Origin of the sequence: Faecalibacillus sp. TM498, assembly GCF_020589955.1 — a bacterium.
Taxonomy (GTDB): Bacteria; Bacillota_I; Bacilli_A; order Erysipelotrichales; family Coprobacillaceae; genus Faecalibacillus; species Faecalibacillus intestinalis.
In genome coordinates this window covers 1-18812 of the sequence record NZ_JAJDKB010000024.1, presented here as the reverse complement: position 1 = coordinate 18812, position 18812 = coordinate 1, and the positions used below count along the sequence as shown (strand labels likewise).

General features: G+C 30.0%; 21 protein-coding genes. 13 read left to right on the top strand and 8 right to left on the bottom strand.

What is annotated here, in order from left to right; all coding sequences use genetic code 11:
• The first annotated feature begins 35 nt into the window (after positions 1 to 35).
• On the top strand, positions 36 to 1382 hold the full coding sequence (locus LJD32_RS08725) for an MATE family efflux transporter (RefSeq protein WP_032090372.1): 1347 nt from the start codon (positions 36 to 38) through the stop codon (positions 1380 to 1382).
• On the opposite strand, the gene LJD32_RS08720 is transcribed toward LJD32_RS08725, so the two are convergent.
• Both LJD32_RS08720 and LJD32_RS08715 read right to left on the bottom strand, forming a co-directional pair.
• On the bottom strand, positions 1379 to 2308 hold the full coding sequence (locus LJD32_RS08720) for a 4-hydroxy-3-methylbut-2-enyl diphosphate reductase (protein WP_032090371.1): 930 nt from the start codon (positions 2306 to 2308) through the stop codon (positions 1379 to 1381). The genes LJD32_RS08725 and LJD32_RS08720 overlap by 4 nt on opposite strands.
• Positions 2309 to 2329: 21 nt before the next feature.
• Positions 2330 to 2632, bottom strand: coding sequence for a hypothetical protein (locus LJD32_RS08715; protein WP_107029031.1), 303 nt, complete (start codon positions 2630 to 2632; stop codon positions 2330 to 2332).
• A gap of 138 nt (positions 2633 to 2770) precedes the next feature.
• On the opposite strand from LJD32_RS08715, the gene LJD32_RS08710 reads away from it, so the two are divergent.
• Positions 2771 to 3181: a PTS sugar transporter subunit IIB gene (locus LJD32_RS08710; RefSeq protein ID WP_175301039.1), complete on the top strand. Its 411-nt coding sequence runs from the start codon at positions 2771 to 2773 to the stop codon at positions 3179 to 3181.
• Here LJD32_RS08710 and LJD32_RS08705 read toward each other — a convergent pair.
• Positions 3173 to 4099, bottom strand: coding sequence for a DUF1848 domain-containing protein (locus LJD32_RS08705; protein ID WP_227392188.1), 927 nt, complete (start codon positions 4097 to 4099; stop codon positions 3173 to 3175). The two genes, LJD32_RS08710 and LJD32_RS08705, sit on opposite strands and share 9 nt — an antisense overlap.
• A gap of 120 nt (positions 4100 to 4219) precedes the next feature.
• Here LJD32_RS08705 and LJD32_RS08700 point away from each other — a divergent pair, with 120 nt between their 5' ends.
• A complete protein-coding gene (locus tag LJD32_RS08700) occupies positions 4220 to 5599 on the top strand; it encodes a DEAD/DEAH box helicase (RefSeq protein ID WP_227392187.1) in 1380 nt (459 codons plus the stop codon).
• Positions 5586 to 6446 carry a deoxyribonuclease IV gene (locus tag LJD32_RS08695; protein ID WP_032090366.1) on the top strand — a complete coding sequence of 287 codons (861 nt, stop codon included), beginning with the start codon at positions 5586 to 5588 and terminating at the stop codon, positions 6444 to 6446. The genes LJD32_RS08700 and LJD32_RS08695 overlap by 14 nt, the downstream gene beginning before the upstream one ends.
• Here LJD32_RS08695 and LJD32_RS08690 read toward each other — a convergent pair.
• From LJD32_RS08690 to rpsT, 4 genes are all read right to left on the bottom strand, one after another.
• Entirely contained in the window at positions 6422 to 6676 is a 255-nt protein-coding gene (locus LJD32_RS08690; RefSeq protein WP_032090365.1) for a hypothetical protein, read from the bottom strand. The genes LJD32_RS08695 and LJD32_RS08690 overlap by 25 nt on opposite strands.
• A 44-nt stretch (positions 6677 to 6720) precedes the next feature.
• Complete coding sequence (ispG, locus tag LJD32_RS08685) at positions 6721 to 7779, bottom strand: flavodoxin-dependent (E)-4-hydroxy-3-methylbut-2-enyl-diphosphate synthase (protein WP_119363562.1); 1059 nt, start codon at positions 7777 to 7779, stop codon at positions 6721 to 6723.
• 25 nt (positions 7780 to 7804) lie between these two features.
• Positions 7805 to 9574 carry an oligoendopeptidase F gene (gene pepF, locus LJD32_RS08680; protein ID WP_227392186.1) on the bottom strand — a complete coding sequence of 590 codons (1770 nt, stop codon included), beginning with the start codon at positions 9572 to 9574 and terminating at the stop codon, positions 7805 to 7807.
• Between the two features lie 121 nt (positions 9575 to 9695).
• Positions 9696 to 9956 carry a 30S ribosomal protein S20 gene (gene rpsT / locus LJD32_RS08675; protein ID WP_022002730.1) on the bottom strand — a complete coding sequence of 87 codons (261 nt, stop codon included), beginning with the start codon at positions 9954 to 9956 and terminating at the stop codon, positions 9696 to 9698.
• A 113-nt stretch (positions 9957 to 10069) separates the two neighbouring features.
• On the opposite strand from rpsT, the gene gpr reads away from it, so the two are divergent.
• The 4 genes from gpr to fmt are packed head-to-tail and all read left to right on the top strand — an operon-like array spanning position 10070 to position 13029.
• Positions 10070 to 11023 carry a GPR endopeptidase gene (gpr, locus tag LJD32_RS08670; RefSeq protein WP_227392185.1) on the top strand — a complete coding sequence of 318 codons (954 nt, stop codon included), beginning with the start codon at positions 10070 to 10072 and terminating at the stop codon, positions 11021 to 11023.
• A gap of 39 nt (positions 11024 to 11062) precedes the next feature.
• Positions 11063 to 11779: a stage II sporulation protein P gene (spoIIP, locus tag LJD32_RS08665; RefSeq protein WP_032090361.1), complete on the top strand. Its 717-nt coding sequence runs from the start codon at positions 11063 to 11065 to the stop codon at positions 11777 to 11779.
• Positions 11776 to 12060: a hypothetical protein gene (locus tag LJD32_RS08660; protein WP_022002727.1), complete on the top strand. Its 285-nt coding sequence runs from the start codon at positions 11776 to 11778 to the stop codon at positions 12058 to 12060. The genes spoIIP and LJD32_RS08660 overlap by 4 nt, the downstream gene beginning before the upstream one ends.
• Positions 12061 to 12075: 15 nt before the next feature.
• Positions 12076 to 13029, top strand: coding sequence for a methionyl-tRNA formyltransferase (fmt, locus tag LJD32_RS08655; protein WP_227392184.1), 954 nt, complete (start codon positions 12076 to 12078; stop codon positions 13027 to 13029).
• Positions 13030 to 13039: 10 nt separating this feature from the next.
• On the opposite strand, the gene LJD32_RS08650 is transcribed toward fmt, so the two are convergent.
• Positions 13040 to 14005 carry a D-2-hydroxyacid dehydrogenase gene (locus tag LJD32_RS08650; protein WP_227392183.1) on the bottom strand — a complete coding sequence of 322 codons (966 nt, stop codon included), beginning with the start codon at positions 14003 to 14005 and terminating at the stop codon, positions 13040 to 13042.
• A 408-nt stretch (positions 14006 to 14413) separates the two neighbouring features.
• Here LJD32_RS08650 and LJD32_RS08645 point away from each other — a divergent pair, with 408 nt between their 5' ends.
• Genes LJD32_RS08645 through LJD32_RS08625 form a run of 5 tightly spaced genes read left to right on the top strand, consistent with a single transcriptional unit; the run spans position 14414 to position 18678 of the window.
• Positions 14414 to 15715, top strand: a complete 1302-nt coding sequence (locus LJD32_RS08645; protein WP_227392194.1) for a pyrimidine-nucleoside phosphorylase — start codon at positions 14414 to 14416, stop codon at positions 15713 to 15715.
• Positions 15716 to 15727: 12 nt separating this feature from the next.
• Complete coding sequence (locus tag LJD32_RS08640; protein ID WP_147579628.1) at positions 15728 to 16558, top strand: HAD family hydrolase; 831 nt, start codon at positions 15728 to 15730, stop codon at positions 16556 to 16558.
• A 15-nt stretch (positions 16559 to 16573) separates the two neighbouring features.
• A complete protein-coding gene (locus tag LJD32_RS08635; protein ID WP_032090356.1) occupies positions 16574 to 17329 on the top strand; it encodes a hypothetical protein in 756 nt (251 codons plus the stop codon).
• A 13-nt stretch (positions 17330 to 17342) separates the two neighbouring features.
• Positions 17343 to 18098, top strand: a complete 756-nt coding sequence (locus LJD32_RS08630; RefSeq protein ID WP_032090355.1) for a MurR/RpiR family transcriptional regulator — start codon at positions 17343 to 17345, stop codon at positions 18096 to 18098.
• 22 nt (positions 18099 to 18120) lie between these two features.
• Positions 18121 to 18678: an NUDIX hydrolase gene (locus tag LJD32_RS08625; protein WP_227392182.1), complete on the top strand. Its 558-nt coding sequence runs from the start codon at positions 18121 to 18123 to the stop codon at positions 18676 to 18678.
• Positions 18679 to 18812: the final 134 nt, after the last annotated feature.

Genomic DNA, 18812 nt, shown 5'->3' with positions numbered 1-18812 from the left:
AAATAAGAGTAAAATTATAAATGGAAGGTGAATGTATGAAAGGAAATACACAGGATTTAACAAAAGGAAGTATTGTCAAAGCAATTATTTTGTTTTCAATTCCTTTATTAATAGGTAACTTATTTCAACAACTTTATAATGCAGTCGATTCTTATGTTGTAGGAAATTATGTTGGAAAAGTTGCTTTAGCGGCAGTTGGTGCAAGTACACCAATTATTAATATGTTGATTGGTTTTTTTATGGGCATTTCAACAGGGGCAGGAGTTGTCATTGCTCAATTCTTTGGAGCTGGTAATACTTGTAAAATGAAAAGAGCAATTCATAATAGTATCGCTTTAACTCTTGTTATGGGAGTTGTTTTAACGATTGTTGGTTTATTATTTAATGATCCAATTTTAAAAGCAATTGGTGTTCCTAGTGAAGTGTTTTCTGAAGCTTCAACGTATTTATCTATTTATTTTTGGAGTCTTATTTTTGTAATGGTCTATAATATGGGATCAGGTATCTTACGTTCGGTGGGAGATTCTAAAAGACCGCTTTATTTTTTGATTTTTTCAAGTGTTGTTAATATTATCCTAGACTTTTTATTTGTTAAATATTTTCATTTTGGTGTAGCTGGTGCAGGATATGCGACTTTAATTGCTCAAGCTATTTCAGCAATTATGGTTATGTATGTTTTAATGAAAACAGAGGATGATTATAAAGTTATTTTAAAGGAAATTGGTTTTGACAAAGAAATTTTATTAAAAATTATAAAAATTGGTTTACCTACAGGTTTTCAACAAAGTATTGTTTCTTTATCAAATGTCATTGTTCAATCTTATATTAATGTTTATGGAGCCTCTGTTATAGCAGGTTATTCTGTAACGATTAAAATAGATGGTTTTGTTAACTTACCTTTACAAGCTTTTAATATGGCTATTACAACTTTTGTTGGTCAAAATATAGGAGCTAAACAGTATGACCGTGTAAAAAAAGGAGCTTATATTACAACAGCATTAGCAACACTTACCATTGCTTGTTTTGTAGTAATTATGTATTTCTTTGGTCGTGATTTTATTGCTTTATTTAATCAAGAAAAAGATGTGATTGATGCTGGAAGATTGATGCAGTTAACATTCTTACCATTCTATATTGTTTTACCAATCAATCAAGTTATCAATGGAGTTTTACGTGGAGCTGGACGTTCAGCTGTTCCAATGTATGTGATGATATTCTCTTTTGTTTTCTTAAGACAAATTTATCTTTTCTTAATTACAAAAGTAACAAGTGATATTGTTTATGTCTTTTTAGGATGGCCTACAACATGGGTCGTATGTAGTTTGATTTTTATTATTTATTTTTTCAAAGTACAATGGTTACCACAAGAAAAAGATGCCTAGGCATCTTTTTGGTTTAATATTTTATTTTTATCAATGATAGGTTTTTGATATGTTTTAGAATCATTGATATCAAATTGTTTTAAATAATCAATTACTTGATTTGTAAGATATGTTGGTGTAGAAGCTCCTGAGCTTACAGCAGCGTATCTTTTATTTTTTAACCATTCAATTTCTAAATCTTCAATACTTTCAATCATATAAACATCACATGTATGATAATCATGAGCAATACTAGCAAGTTTTCTTGTGTTGTTTGAATGAGGATCACCCACAATAAAGATAATATCAACATCATCTTCAATGTTTTTAATAGCTTCTTGACGTATTTTAGTAGCTGTGCATGTTTCTTTTTCAATTTCTACAAAAGGTAAAATTTCTTTTGCTTTTTCGCATAAATCATAAACATCATAAAGAGACATTGTTGTTTGATTAGTCATAACATATTTTTTAGTAGGATCTAATGTTTTTAAATCATCTCTATTTGTTATTAAATGAATTCTTTTTTCATCAATTGAAATTGCGCCTTCTGCTTCAGGATGTCCCTTTTTACCAATATACAAAATTTCATAACCTTCATTTAATTTATCTTGAATAAGATCATGAGTTTTAATTACATCTAAACAAGAGGCATCAATTACTTCTAAACCTTTTTCTTTCGCTTTATCAAATACTTTTTGACTTGCTCCATGAGCAGTAATAATGACTTTTCCTTCATTGATTTCATCTAATAGTTCTAATCGTGTTTTTCCTTTGATATCAATTGTTTGAATTCCTAAATCTTCTAAGGCATTTACAATATATTGATTATGTACAATCATTCCTAGAATATAAACAGGTGTTGTTTGGTGTGCTTGTTTTTTAGCTATTTCAATTGCACGAACAACGCCTTTACAATAACCTCTAGGAACAATACCTTTTACTAACATCTTTTATCACCTCAAAGATGATTATAACATATTTTCAAATATTTCATTGTTTTCTTTAGAAATTGGTTTTAATTCCTTTTCTATTTCATCAAAATCTATGTCATTTAAATGATTCATTGCTTTTAATAAAGTCAAACCTTGTTTGGTATTATCAATTAATGGTTTTACTTGATAGATAATAGGAATAACTTGATTTGCGATTTGAATACCTCGTATCGTTGTATGAAGAGTATGTTGTAAATTAAATTTTTTAGGCATTCTTTGAAAATAAGGATACATCTGAGGTTGATAGTAATAATAATTGGGGTTTTGATAAGGATACATAAAATCACCTACTATAAAATATGATAAAAAGATAAAAAAGTGAAACTTAAAAAGATAAGATAAAAATTACAAAGAAAAATAAAAACCCTTACATTGAAATAGAGGGTATGTTATACTCACAAATAGTGAGGTGTTTAAATGATTAGAATATTATTATGTTGTGGTGGGGGCTTTTCTTCAAGTGCTATTGCAACAAGGATGAAAAAAGAAATTAAAGAAAAAAATTTAGAAGATAAATACAGTATTGAATTTTTACCATTTGGTTTAGGATTAAAAGAATTAGACCGTTTTGATGTTGTTATTTTATGTCCACATTTGAAGGTAGAATTAGATAGAGCTTTAAAAAATCAAACAATTGATAAACCACTTTATTTACTTCCACCTAAAATGTATGGACTCATGAAATTTGATGAAATCATTGTCGATATTGAAGATGTAATGAAAATGTATCAAGAAAATCCAGTCGTACCTGTGAAATTTCCTGGAGAAGATAATTTATTACGTATTACTAGAGGTGTTGCTTATCGCCACGCACATCCCTTAAAATAGGGAAAGTTGTCGATCAATATAAGAAACCTGTTTTGCTTCTTTAATAATATCGTCTTTTTGAAAGTCTCCAATTAAAAAAGGGGACTTTTTATTATGCATTTTAACATTTTTTAAAACAGTTACACGATCGTAATTGGCATAACAATAAAGGCAACTATGTAAACACGTATTATAAACGCCAATATCATTATTTAATAAACAACGGCATCCTTGTCTAGCTTCATTTATTTTAGGTAGTTTTAATGAATGACCTAGAGCTCTTTCAATAATTTGTTGATTCATACATCCACTTGTATGAACACCTGTTGTTTTTAAAGATTCATTTTCGTGACATGTATAGATTTCAATGTTATATTTTTTTCCAATTTCTACAAATTTTTGACAAAGATAGATTTGATCTTTTTGGTTTACTTCTTGAACTTCTTTAAAATTCTTTTTTGTTTTTTGATATAAATCGATAAAACTAATGACACATTGATGAGTATATCCAGTTAGTTTTTGACACATTTTTTCAAAGATTCGAAGATGATATTCAATGGTATAATAATCATTTAAAAAGATAGGGTCATAACGCCAACCAATACAATGACTTCCTATTTTTTTAGATAGTTCAATGAAGCTACGAATAATTTCATTTTTATTGGGAACATAGGGTTCAATCGTTTGATTGTAAGGGGTGATTGTTACAAACCAAAATTGTTTATAGTCTTTAATTAAATCTAGACGTGAAAGCATTGGTTTAGGATTTTTAGTACAAAAACAAATAATATCAATGACTTGAGGATCTAAAATATATTTTGTGACTTGATGAGGGAAATAGGGATTACGAACACAGACAAAACCTTCTTGAATACGATTAAAAAACCAGTCACTAAAAAAGGCAGGAATGTCTGTACGATTACCAGTATTTAAGATCATCTAATCACCTCCAACAAGAATATTATAGAATAATTATAAAAATCCATCCATAATATTTGTTGAAATGTATCAAAAATATGGTATAATAACGTGACTAAAAAAAGAAAAAAGGAGGATTTTATGGCAACTTTTCAAGATTTTAAATTACAAGAATATTGTAATCAAGTAATTAAAGAGTTAGGTTTTAAAAAGCCAACCCCAATACAAGAAAAAGTCATTCCCCTTGTATTAAAAAATAGAGATATTATCGGGATTTCACAAACAGGGACAGGTAAATCACATGCATTTTTATTACCAATCATGTCTCGTATTGATGTCAATAAAGATTGTGTGCAAGCTGTTATTACAGCACCAACAAGAGAACTTGCTTCTCAATTATTTAATAACGCTAAAACATTTACAAAATATTTACCAGAATTACGTGTTTCATTGATTGTTGGAGGAAGTGACCGTCAAAGAGCTGTTAATAAACTTTCAACACAACCACACGTGGTTATTGGAACACCAGGACGTATCAAAGATTTATCTTTAGATGCGAAAGCTTTACAAATTACAACAGCAAAAACTTTTGTAGTCGATGAAGCAGATATGACATTAGAATTTGGTTATTTAGAAGATATTGATGCTGTGGCAGGAAAAATGGCTGATGATCTACAAATGATGGTTTTCTCAGCAACGATTCCACAAAATCTAAGACCATTTTTAAAGAAATATATGCAAAGTCCAATTACTATTGAAATCGATAGTAAACTTGCTACAACAGCCAATGTTGAACATATTTTACTCGCAACAAAGCATCAAGATCGTTATGATGTTTTAAAGAAGATCATGGCAACAATTGATCCTTATATTTGTATTATTTTCGCGAATAAAAGAACAGAAGTATCAAAGATTACGCGACAATTAAGAGAAGATGGTTATAAAGTTGGAGAAATTCACGGAGATTTAGAACCTCGTGAAAGAAAGAAAATGATGCGACAAATCAATAACAATGAATATCAATACATTGTTGCGACAGATATTGCTGCACGTGGAATTGATATTGATGGTGTTTCTCATGTCATTAATATGCAATTTCCAACAGAACCTGATTTTTATATTCATCGAAGTGGACGTTCAGGGCGTGGAAACTATACAGGTATTTGTTATAGTATGTATGATACAACGGATGAAAAAAATATTGCAATTCTTGAAAGAAAAGGGATTGAATTTAAGAATATGCAACTTAAAAACGGACAATTTGTGGATTTAGGACAAAGAGAAAAACGTAAAAAACGTATTCGTCAACAAACTGAACTTGAAAAACAAGTTCAAATGATTATCCGTAAACCTAAAAAAGTGAAACCAGGATATAAAAAGAAACGTAAATATCAAGTTGAACAAGTTGTACGTAAACAAAAACGTGCGATGATTCGTGATGATATCCGTCGTCAAAAGAAAGAACGTGCCCGTCAAGCACAAATCGCTAAACGTATGGAGGAAGGCAATGATAATTGGTAGTCATGTCTCAATGTCTGGAAAAGACATGCTTTTAGGTTCAGTAAAAGAAGCTTTATCTTATGGTGCTAATACGTTTATGTTTTATACAGGTGCACCACAAAATACGAGAAGAAAAGCTATTAGTGAATTAAAGGTGGAAGAGGCAAAAGCTTTAATGAAGGAAAATAACATTGATTTAAAAAATGTTGTTGTTCATGCACCTTATATCATTAATCTTGCTAACACGGTTAAAGAAGAAACTTTTGAATTAGCTGTTAACTTCTTAAAACAAGAACTCCAAAGATGTCAAGATATTGGGACATCGATTCTTGTTTTACATCCTGGAAGTCATGTAAAAGCTGGAGAAGAAGTAGGTCTTCAACAAATCATTAAAGGTTTAAATGAAGTATTAAAAGATACACCTTATCAAGGAAAGATCGCCTTAGAAACAATGGCAGGAAAAGGCAGTGAGTTAGGAAAGACATTTGAAGAAATCAATTATTTGATTTCTCATTGTGATTATCCTGAAAAATTAGGTGTTTGTTTAGATACATGTCATATTCACGATGCAGGTTATGATTTATCAAATTTTGATGCAATCTTAGATGAATTTGATCAAGTGATTAGTTTAGATCGTTTACTTGTTGTTCATTTAAATGATTCTAAAAATGTTAAAGGTGCTCATAAGGATCGTCATGCAAATCTTGGCTTAGGTGAGATTGGTTTTGATATTTTAAATGGGATTGCTCATAATGAAAGAATAAAAGATGTTCCTAAGATCTTAGAAACACCTTATATTGATGGCAAAGCTCCTTATAAAGAAGAAATAGATATGTTGAAAAATCAAGAATTTAGAAATATTGAATGATGATTTTGAAACAAAGATTTCAATTTTAAACTAGTGGCAACACTAGTTTTTTTCATAATTGATTGAAATAGAATAGGTAAATAATGTTCACTACAGAGTAAAAAACGGTTTTGATCTATCACTTGATAGATCGCCTTCAAATCTTCTTCATTTAGCTCTAATGCTTGTATTTCCTTATTGCTTCTAAAATCTTCATACGATAAAAAATGTTCAATGAATAAATTTTCCATAGTTTTACGCCTCCATAGTTATATATATGAAAAAAAGATGGTTATTATGAATTAACCATCTTTAAAATTTCATCTTTGAGCGTTTGTACCATATCTTCTTGTTTAACTTTTTTAATAATTTTTCCTTTTTTAATCAATAATCCTTCTTTAACACCACCGGCAATACCAATATCGGCATTTTTGGCTTCACCTGGACCGTTAACTGCACAACCCATAATGGCTACGGTAATATCTTGATGGATATTATTTAAGAAATCTTCAATTTCTTTAGCGACTGGAATCAAATCATATTGAATTCTTCCACAAGTTGGACAAGATACAAGGGTAGGAACATTTTTAATTAACCCCAATTCTTTAAGCAATGTTTTTGCTACTTTAATTTCTTCTACAGGATGATCACTTAAAGAAACACGAATCGTATTTCCAATTCCTTGATATAATAAAGTACCAATACCTAAAGAAGATTTAATTGTTCCTCCAAGTTTTGTTCCTGCTTCTGTAACCCCTAAATGAAGGGGACAATCAAAGGTTTCACTAGCAAGTGTATAGGCCTCAATTGTAAGCATTGTATCGGAAGATTTTAAAGAAATACAATAATCATGGAAATCTAGACTTTCCAAAATATCAATATGTTTCTTTGCACTTTCAATCATTCCTTTAGCAGTAGGACGACCATATTTTTCTAAGATATCTTTTTCTAAAGAACCACTATTGACACCAATACGAATAGGAATATGATGTTCTTTACAAGATTCAACAACGGCTTTTACCTTTTCAATACTTCCAATATTTCCAGGATTGATACGAATTTTATCAATTCCTGATTCAATCGCAATCAAAGCTAAACGATAGTCAAAATGAATATCGGCAACTAAAGGAATATGCACTTGTTTTTTAATATCTGCTATCGCATATGCATCTTCTTTGTCAAAAACAGCCATTCTAACCATTTCACAACCGGCATCTTCCAATTCCTGAATTTGTTTAACGGTTGCTTCTACATTTTTAGTTTTGGTATTTGTCATGGATTGAATAATGACATGATTATTACCACCTAATGTTAAATTTCCTACTTGAAACGCTCTTGTTTGTTCTCTTTTCATTTCTATCACCTAATACTATTATAAATTATTTTACCAGCTTTTCAAATTCATTTAACAAATCTTCAAAATAATGGAAAGCATCATCATAAATAGCGTCATCTAAAGGATCAACACCCGCATGACTTAATAAGTCAACAGGAGATTCTTTTCCACCTGATTTTAAGAAGTTTAAATAACGTTCAACTTGTTGCGTGTCACCATTTAATATACGTTTAACGATAGCTAAAGCAACAGTCATTCCTAAAGTATATTTATAAACATAATAATCATAATAGAAATGAGGAACATAATAACAAGACCAACCTACAAGTTCATCCATTTTTACATCTTCACCAAAGTATTCTTGATTCAATTTTGCATAAAGATCAGTCATGATTTTAGAAGACATGGGTTCATTGTTTTTAGCCATTTCATGAAGACGGTGTTCAAAGTCCGCAAACATTGGTTGTCTAAAAATAAGACCAACACAATTTTCTAATTGTTCATAAATATAATAAGCTTTTTCTTCTTTAGATGAAGCATGATCCATCATATAGTTGATAAGTAAAGTTTCATTAACGGTTGAAGCGACTTCAGCGACAAAGATACGATAATTACTATTAATATAATCTTGATTATGGCTTGATAAATACGTATGCACACTATGACCTAATTCATGGATCATAGTTGATAAAGAATTATAATCACCAATGAAATTCATTAAAATATAAGGTTGTGTTAGGTAACTTCCGCTACTATAAGCGCCACCACGTTTACCAACAGTAGGATAGTAATCGATCCATCTTTCCTCTTTAGCACGATTAATAATAGCTAAATAATCTTTACCAAAAGGTGCTAAAGCTTGATTAATGATGTCAAAACATTCTTCAATTGTAAATTTCTTAGAAACACTTTTTACAAGAGAAACTGATAAATCATAATTATAGAGTTCATCTAGCCCAAGAATTTCTTTTTTTAAATGATTATAGCGATGGAATAAATAGCGATATTCATTATTTGCTTTATCTAAAATTTTAAAGAATAAATCAGTAGGGACATCATCATTAAAAACACTTGCTGCAAGTGGTGAATCAAAATGACGGATATCACTATAAAAAGCATCTTTTTTCATAACCCCTGAAAGCGTAGAAGCAAAAGTATTTTCAAAACGCTGATATTCTTTAAAGAAATGATGGTAGGCTTGTTTTCTAACGTCTCTATTTTTGTTCTTTAAAAATTCATTAAGTGTTGCTTGATTTAATGTTTTCTTTTGACCATTGACTTCAACATCTTCAAATTCTAGGCGTAAAGAATCAAAAACTTGTTCTGCTAATTCAGAGATATTGTCTACTTTTGCAACCAATTCTTCTTGTTCTTTATCTAATAAATGAGGTTTAAATGCTAAAGCATTTTCTAAAGAATACCGATAAGATTTTAAACGTTCATCTTTTAAATATTCTCTTACTGTTTCATCATTTTCAACGATTTCATTATCAACAAAAACAAGTTTAACACTTGATTGTTGAATGAGTGACATCACTGTTGCCAACATCTTTTGATATTCTTGATTTTTAGGTTCTACATCGCAGTTTAAATGCGCAAAGCAATAGGCTTTACTTACAAGCATGGACATTTCGTCACGCTTTGATAAAAAACGTAGAAATGTTTCAATGCTTTCTGTAAGCTTTCCTTGAAATGAAGTCAATTCATCAAGTAATTGTTGACTGACTTCTATATCATGATAAAACTCTTGAGGATCTTGATAAATTTTAGAAAGATCCCAAGTATATTTTTCTTCTATATCTTTTCTTTCCATAAATACATCTCCTTGTAATGTAAAAATATTTTACTCTTATTTTATTTCAAAGTCTATTAACATTATAATCAAGAAAAGAAAGAATAAACAAAAAAACCAGACATTTGTCTGGTTTCAATGATTAGATTGAGTTAACTAATTTAGCTAATTTAGATTTTTGTCTAATAGCGTAGTTTTTATGATGGATTCCTTTGTTTACATAAGAATCTAATTTGCTAGAAGCGATTACTAATGCTTTTTCAGCAGCTTCTTTATTTCCAGCTTCAACTTCAGCTCTTACGTTTTTGATTGCAGTTTTTAAAGCTGATTTATAAGAAGCGTTTTTAGCTCTTTTTTTGTTATCGTTTTTATAACGTTTAATTTGTTGTTTCATATTTGCCATGATCTTTCACCTCGCTTTGCAATTTGCCATTTCATTATATATAAAAAGTCAAGTAATTGCAACAATTTTGTGTAATTTGTTGGAAATAAGGTAATAATTTTTAAGGTGAGAATATGAATAAGTACAATACACATAGTGATTTGGCGAAAGAATCTTTAGAATTATTAAAGGAAGGAAAACATTATAAGCGCTTTATTGAAAAAATGGATAATTTTTCAATAGAAACCTATGAATTTTTAGAAGATACGGATTATTTGAAAAAGGGAAAGTATATCGAAATTTTTTTTAAAGAATCTTTTATGTCAATTAGTCAACATGTGACTCGACTTTTAAAAGAGATGATAGATCAAAATGATTATCCCCGTATTTTAATTATTGGACTAGGAAATCCTTATTTAACCAGTGATGCCATTGGACCACGTACCTTAAGAGACATTCGTGTGACTCATTATTTAGATGATGGTCTTAAGTTAGAAAATCATTATTATGATATTTTATCATTGACACCAGGTGTGATGTATCAAACAGGAGTTGAGACAGTTGAAGTGATTCAAGCAATGGTTGATCAGTTTCAAATTGATTTAGTGATCGCTATTGATGCTTTATGTGCAAGAGATTATCAAAAATTAGGACATGTGATTCAAATTAATAATGTTGGGATTCATCCAGGAAGTGGTATTGGTAATCATCGTCAGGCCATTCAAGAAGAAACTTTAGGATGTCCTGTCATCGCAATTGGTGTTCCTACAGTGATTTATGCCAGTTCCATTGTAAGAGATGTTTTTCAATTAATGAAAGACTATTTTGGGGATGCTTTGGATATAAAAAATAAATTAAAGATTGGTAAAAGAAAGAAATATGAAGGAGAGCTTTCTGTAAGTCAAAAACAGTATTTATTAGGGCATGTAGGAAGTCTTGAACAAGAAGAATTAGAATCGTTGCTTTATGAAATACTGACACCAGTTGATCGTAATTTTGTGATGTCTGATAAACAAATTGACGAAACGGTAGAAAAGGTAAGTGCCATTCTTTCAAAGGCTTTAAATGACTTAAGGTATAATTCTTGATTTATTTCATATATTTGAATACATACAAGGAGAGCGCCTATGAAAATAAAAGTATCTATTCAAATTATTTTCAAAATAATGATCATTGTTTTAATGATTATCTATTTACCTTCTTATAGTCATCAAAATGTGAAAGTTTTTAAAGCAATTTCAACAACGGAAGCCTTGCAGACAAGCGTACCAGTTACCTCAAGTAAGAAAATTCATCTATATAATACACATCAAGGAGAAGAATATGTTGGATATAATGTAAAAGAGGGAGCAAGTTATTTAAAGGATTGTTTAACAAAAGAAGGTTATTTTTGTGATGTTGAACAAAATGATTTTGAAAACTATAAAAATATACATCGAATTGCATATAATCAATCTTATGTTGTTTCAAAGATGTATTTAGAAAATTCTTTAAGAGAAAATGGGCAATATGATTTAGTCATTGATTTTCATCGAGATAGCCTTGATAAAAAATATTCTACACTGGTTTATAATCAAAAAAGTTATGCTAAGATTTTGTTTGTCGTAGGAAAAAGTAGTGGAAAATTTGATATGGTCAATCAATTATCTACAGAACTTTCTAACAGGGCAAATGAGAAAGTGCCAGGATTATCTAAAGGAATTATGGTAAAGAAAAATCATTATAATCAAGGGATTTGTGATCATACGATTTTAATTGAATTTGGAGGGCAAAATAATACGAAAGAAGAAGTCCAAAATACAATCGAAGTGATGTCTCAAGTAATTAAGGAGTATTTACAATGAAAGAACTTTTAATTGATTTTACAATGGTCGGTTTATTATTATTTTGTATGAATGGTTTGTTGAATAATCATTATATTCAAAATGAAATGGTTTCTAAAAATATTGTTGCTTTTGAACAAAATGTACAAAAACAAAAAGAAGTTAATTCAGACGAAGGTCTCTATGATAATCAAAAAGATAATACACTTTCTTTAATTGTTAAAAAGATAAGTCAAATTTGTATCCAAATAATTCAAACAATTGTCTTGCTTATCTCTCAATTTATTAGTAATATCTTATAGAAGGAAGTGAAAAGAATGAATCAATTAAAAATCGTATTTATGGGAACAGCAACTTTCTCTGAAGCTGTTTTAAAAAACTTAATTCAACATGATTACAACATCGTCCAAGTTGTTTCACAACCAGACCGTCGTGTTGGAAGAAAAAAAGAACTTAAAATGCCTGAAGTTAAAGTTGTGGCCTTAGAACATGATATACCCGTATTTCAACCACAACGTATCAAAGATGATTATCAAGCTATTATAGATATGCAACCTGATTTAATTATTACAGCTGCTTATGGACAAATGATTCCACAAGAAGTTTTAGATTGCCCACGTCTTGGATGTATTAACGTTCATGCGTCATTACTTCCAAAATATCGTGGAGGAGCACCTGTTCATTATGCCATTTTAAATGGAGATGAAAAAACAGGAGTAACAATTATGTATATGGTAAAAAAGATGGATGCAGGAAATATCATTTATCAAAAAGAAACGCCTATTTCTAATGATGAAACAGTAGGAGAACTTTATGATCGTTTATCTATTTTAGGAGCTGAAGCGATTATTGAAGCAATGCCTGCTATTATTGAGGGGACAAATGAATCCATTCCTCAAGATGAATCAAAAGTAACATATTCTCCTGTTATTTCTAGAGAACAAGAAAAAATTGATTTCAATAAGCCAGCAGTAGAAGTTTATAACCATGTAAGAGGATTAAATCCTTGGCCTGGAGCTTATACAACGTATCAAGGAAAAACAGTAAAAATCTATCAAGGGCTTGTACATAATTGTCCAAATGCTATGACACATCACGCACACCAAGAATCTGGAACAATCGTGAAGATTTTTAAAGATGCTATTGGTGTAAAGGTACAAGATGGGGTTTATATTATTACTGAATTCCAATTAGAAGGTAAGAAACGTATGCTGGTAAAAGATTATCTTAACGGGCATAATATTTTTGAAGTTGATCAAAAGTTTGAATAGCGCTGAGGCGCTATTTTTTATATGTGACAACTTTTCGATAACCTGTTTGAAAATCAACTTCATTTTCTAAAGTTTCATGATTTTTTAAATGTTTAATATTTCTAATAACAAGCTCTGTATAATAATTACGAACACTTTGCCAAACAAAACCACCTGAACTATGAGGAGTAATTAAAACACGATCATAGCTCCATAAAGGTGAAGTTGCAGGTAAAGGTTCTTCTTCCACAACATCTAAACCAACACCATAAAGATGCCCTTGATTTAATACTTCTATTAAATCTTTATTACTGATGGCACTTCCACGACCAACATTGATTAAGACAGCATCTTTTTTCATTTTTAATAATTTATCTCTGTTAAAAATATGAATTGTTTCTTTGCTTTGTGGAAGTGATAAAATCACAAAATCGCTTTGTGGTAAAATTGTATCTAAATCATTGATTGTTGCGACTTCATCAACATAAGGAAGCTCCTTTTGGACTCTTCTTTTAATAGCGGTAATATGACAATCAAAGGCTTTTAGTCTTTTCGCAATTTCATAGCCAATATCACCATAGCCAACAATACAAACACGACTATGATAAATTTCTTTTCCTTGTTTTGAAGGAAGCCAATTTCCTTCTTTCATTTGTAAAGCATACGTTTTTAAGTTTTTACAGAAAGTAATCATCATACCAATAACATGTTCACTAATGGCAATCCCATAACTTCCACTGGCATTAGTAAGTTTAGTGTTTTTATTTAAAATACCTTCTTTAATATATTGATCGCTTCCTGCACTATTAAGTAAGAGAGCTTGTAAATGTTCTTGATTTAAATTTAAATCAAGATGTGGATTTCCCACAATGACATCAACTTGATCAATATCTTCTTGAGTTGGTCTTCTTTTAATAAGAACAGTATCATTTATAAAATATTCTTGGATTTTTTTACTTTCGGCCTCTTGTAATGGGGCACATACTAAGATTTTCATAAATCCACCTCCAAGTACATTTTATCAAAAATTATTTTTTTCGCCAATTGGCACTAAAAGACTTGTTTTTACTTTCTTCAATACCACGATGTCCATAAGCTTCCGCCGTATCAAAAAAAGTACAATCAAATTGATAAGCTTCTTGAATAGCTTCAATACCTAACTTTCTTTTGGTTGGTACTATGTCAAGATTTTTTATTATCGCTTGAATGTTAGATGAATGTCCATCCTTCTTTAAAAGAAGACTATTTTTTACCTTATGGGATTGTCTGTAAGAGAAATTCTTCTCAAAAAATGGAAGAATTTCTTTCTATGATTGAAAAGATTCTCTCGAAGTTATGAAAGTGTTTTCAAAATAAAATAAATTATAGTAAAATAAGATTAGATTGAAATAAAGGGGAAATGGCAATGAGAATGGTTGATTTAATAGAATATAAAAAGAATAATGGAGAATTCAATCTGCAACAAATTCAATTTATTATAGATGGTTATGTTGATGGAAGTATTCCTGATTATCAAATGTCAGCATTATTAATGGCAATTTGTTTTCAAGGGCTTACTGCAAAAGAAACGGCAATGCTTACACAAGCGATGGAATATAGTGGAGATATTATCGATTTATCGAAAATTGAAGGAATTAAAGTGGATAAGCATTCAACTGGGGGTGTTGGTGATAAAACATCTCTTGTATTAGGACCTATCGTTGCGGCTTGCGGTGGTAAAGTAGCTAAAATGTCAGGGAGAGGTTTAGGACATACCGGTGGAACATTGGATAAATTAGAATCGATACCAGGTTTTAATATTTATGTATCAGAAGAAGATTTTATCAAACAAGTCAATGATATTGGTTTAGCCATTATTGGACAAAGTGCCACACTTGTACCCGCTGATAAAAAAATTTATGCTTTACGTGATGTTACTGGAACGGTTTCATGTATTCCTTTAATTGCTTCATCCATTATGTCTAAAAAACTTGCCAGTGGGGCAGATACGATTTTATTAGATGTCAAATATGGAAATGGTGCTTTTATGCAAACATTAGAAGATGCTAAAAAGCTTGCTCAAACAATGATCGACATTGGAAAACATTGTCATAAAGATACACGTGCAACTATTTCAAGTATGTCACAACCTTTAGGAAAGGCAATTGGTAATAGTTTAGAAGTCATTGAAGCAATTGAAACGCTTAAAGGAAATGGACCTCAAGATTTAGAGGAACTTTGTTTAAAAGCAGGAAGTACAATGCTTGTTCAAGCAAAACTTTATCAAGATGAAAAAGAGGCGTATAAAGCATTACAAGAGGTAATTTCTAATGGAAAGGCTTTAGAAAAACTCAAAGAAATGGTTCAAAGACAGGGTGGAGATGTTTCATATATAGAAAATCCTGAACTATTTGAAAAACCAAGTGTTATAATGGAAGTAACTTCAAAGGAAACAGGTTATGTCAAAGCATTAGAAGCAAAGAATTTAGGAATTGTTTCAATGAAATTAGGTGGTGGTCGCATGACTAAAGATGAAGATGTTGATCATGCTGTAGGACTTGTTTTAAATAAAAAAATAGGGGATCATGTAGAAATCGGTGAAACGTTATTGACTGTTTATGCAAGAAACAAAGTGAGTCAAGAAATCATAGAAGAAATTTATCAAAGTTATACAATTGTGGATGAATTTGTTGAAAAACCTATTTTGATTGAAGAAATCATGAAGTAAGAGGTAAGAAAAATGAAGTATGTATTTTTTGATATTGATGGAACAATTCGTGGGAAAAGTAGAGAAATTACAAAAAGAAATAAAGAAGCTATTTGTAAGTTAAGAGAAAATGGACATAAGGCTTTCTTATGTACAGGAAGAGCACCTGTTTCGATTACACAAGATATTTTAGATGTAGGTTTTGATGGTGTTATTTCAGCAGCGGGAAGCTTTATTCAAATTGATGGTGAGTATATCTATGAAAACTTTTTAGATAGTAAGCTTTTACAACAAGCTATTGTTTTATTTTCTAATGCACAAGTTGGCTTTACTCTTGAAACGAAAGATGAACTTTTTCAATCAGGTTATGCTAGAGAGTATATGGAAAGAAGACAAATCAAAGATACACAAGCCAATCCAGAATTAGCTCGTTTCTTTGAAAAACGTAATCAAGCCTTCAAACCAATTACTGAATATGATCCTGGTAAAGATAAAGTGACTAAAATTGTTTTTATTGCATATGATAAATATGCATTGCTTGATACAGTGCCTCATTTAAGTAAAGATTTTAATGTCGTTGTTTTTTCTAAACCAGAAGATGATTTTATTAATGGGGAAATTATTTCAAAGAACTGTACGAAGGCAGATGCCATTGAAAGAGTGATGGATTACTATCATGCCAGTATGGAAGATACAATTGCTTTTGGAGATAGTATGAATGATTATCAAATGCTTGAAAAAGCAAATCAAGGAATTGTTTTTGAAGGAGCAAAGGAAAAGTTATTAGATATTGCTTATGATACTTTCAAAGATCCTGATCAAGATGGAATTGCCTTAAGCTTAGAAAAACTAGGCTTAATATAGAAAGGAAAGGTACGTATGGGAAATGTACTACTTGCAAGAATACTTGAATACTTTAATGGAACTCTTTTTTTAGATGATAATTATCGTTTTTGTGTATTCTTTATTGAAAATTATATAGATTTTTATAAAATGACATTAGAAGAAGTGGTTGAAAAATCAAAGATTTCTAAAGAAGCAATTTTAAATTTTTTAAGTCATTTGGGATTTGATGATTATGCTTCTTTCCAAGATAAGCTTTATGCCGATGTTATTTTAAGACAAGATCAAATTCGTTCAAGAATGCTTGGTTTAAAAATGGATGATCTTTTTAAACAAGTGCATTTATGTGATGATAAAGAAAAATTTATTGAAGATCTCGATCATATTTGTCATGATATTTCAACGTCTAAAAGAGTGGTTATTATTGGAGCACTTTATCCAATTTCTATTGCCGTTGAATTTCAAACAGATTTGATTACTTTTGGAAAGCCTGTTTTCCAATATCATTCTTTTGATACACAATTGGATCTCAATAAAGATGATTATGTTATATTTGTTTCGGCAACAGGAAGAGCTTATGATGCTTTCATGAATGATCATCAAGATTTTGATATCAATAGATCTCAATTCTTACTCATTACACAAAATAAAAAATATAAGAGTCAAATTGGGGATGAACGTGTGATCTATGTTGCAAGTTCAAGACATGATAGTATTGATTTTAACTATCGTTTGATGACAATCTTTGATATTATGCGAGTAACGTATTATAAAAAATATCATTTTATTTAAAGGGGAGGATGTTATGAATATACTACTTTCAAGAATTTTAAAATATTTAAATGGTACATTGTTTCTTGATGATGCGTATCGTTTTTGTGTATTCTTTATCCTTCATTATCAAAACTTTGGAGATTATTCGTTAGAAGAAGTTGCAAACGAATTAAAGACAACACCAGAAAGTATTTTAAACTTTTTAAAATATTTAGGTTTCTATGATTATCAAACATTTGTAGAAACTTATTATAAACATAAACGAATACGTCTTGAACAGATTGAAGAACGTATGGAAAATCTCAATATTTGTACGTATGTTGAACGCATTAAAGTTTCTAATGATAATAAAGAATTTTTAAAGAAAATAGAAGAAGTCTGTACAAAAATCCATGAATCAAAACGAGTAATTCTTGTAGGGGCTCTTTATCCTATGTCTATTGCGGTAGAATTTCAAACAGATTTAATTTCTTTTGGGAAAACAGTTTTACAATATCATACGTATGATAAAGATATGATTTTTAATGAAAATGATTATGTTATTTTTACTTCTTCTTCAGGAAGGTCTTTAGAAGGCTTTATGTATACAAGAACAAATCTTTCATTACAAAATACGACATCTTTGCTTATTACCCAAAATCCAACCTATGCAAGAAGGAAATTAACTACAGATACGATTCAAGTACCAGGAAGATTTGATGGTATTAACTTTAACTATCAAATTATGACGATCTTTGATTTAATTCGTGTGATGTATTATCAAAAATATATTGAAAAACAGGGATAACTTGTTTTTTTAAGGAGAAGCAATGAAACAAAAACTACTCAATTATCAACCTTTTAATGAACAAGAAGAAAAAGATAAAGAACTTTTACTTAAAGTGATTGAACAAAAAGATGTACTCACACGTAAAAATACAATAGGACACTTCACTGTTTCTTGTTGGGTTTTAAATCAAAGTCATGATAAGGTTTTGATGTGTTATCATAAAATTTATAATTCTTGGTGTTGGCTTGGAGGACATGTTGATGGGCAAAAAGATTTTAAAAAAGTGGCATTAAAAGAATTTCAAGAAGAAAGTGGTTTAAAACATGTTCAGTTTTTAAAGGATGACCCTTTTTCAATTGAAGTTTTAACTGTTAATGGACATATTAAAAATGGAGTTTATGTATCCAGTCATCTCCATTACAATATTACCTATTTAATGGAAGCTGATGATCAAGAAAGATTAATTATTAAAGAAGATGAAAATAAAGGATTACAATGGTTTGACTTTGAAGAAGCTCTAAAAGCTTCTACAGAACCATGGTTAGTCGAAAATGTTTATAAAAAATTAAATAAAAAAATAGAAAGGCGCTCTAAATAATCGAGTGCTTTAGCGAAATTCGCTCTAAATTATTAAGGGGGATATTGATGTGGAATCAGTATTCCCTCTAAAATATTCTGTGCTTTTTTAAGAGGAAAATTAGGATGATGTCTGGTCCTGGTTTTCCTCCTTTT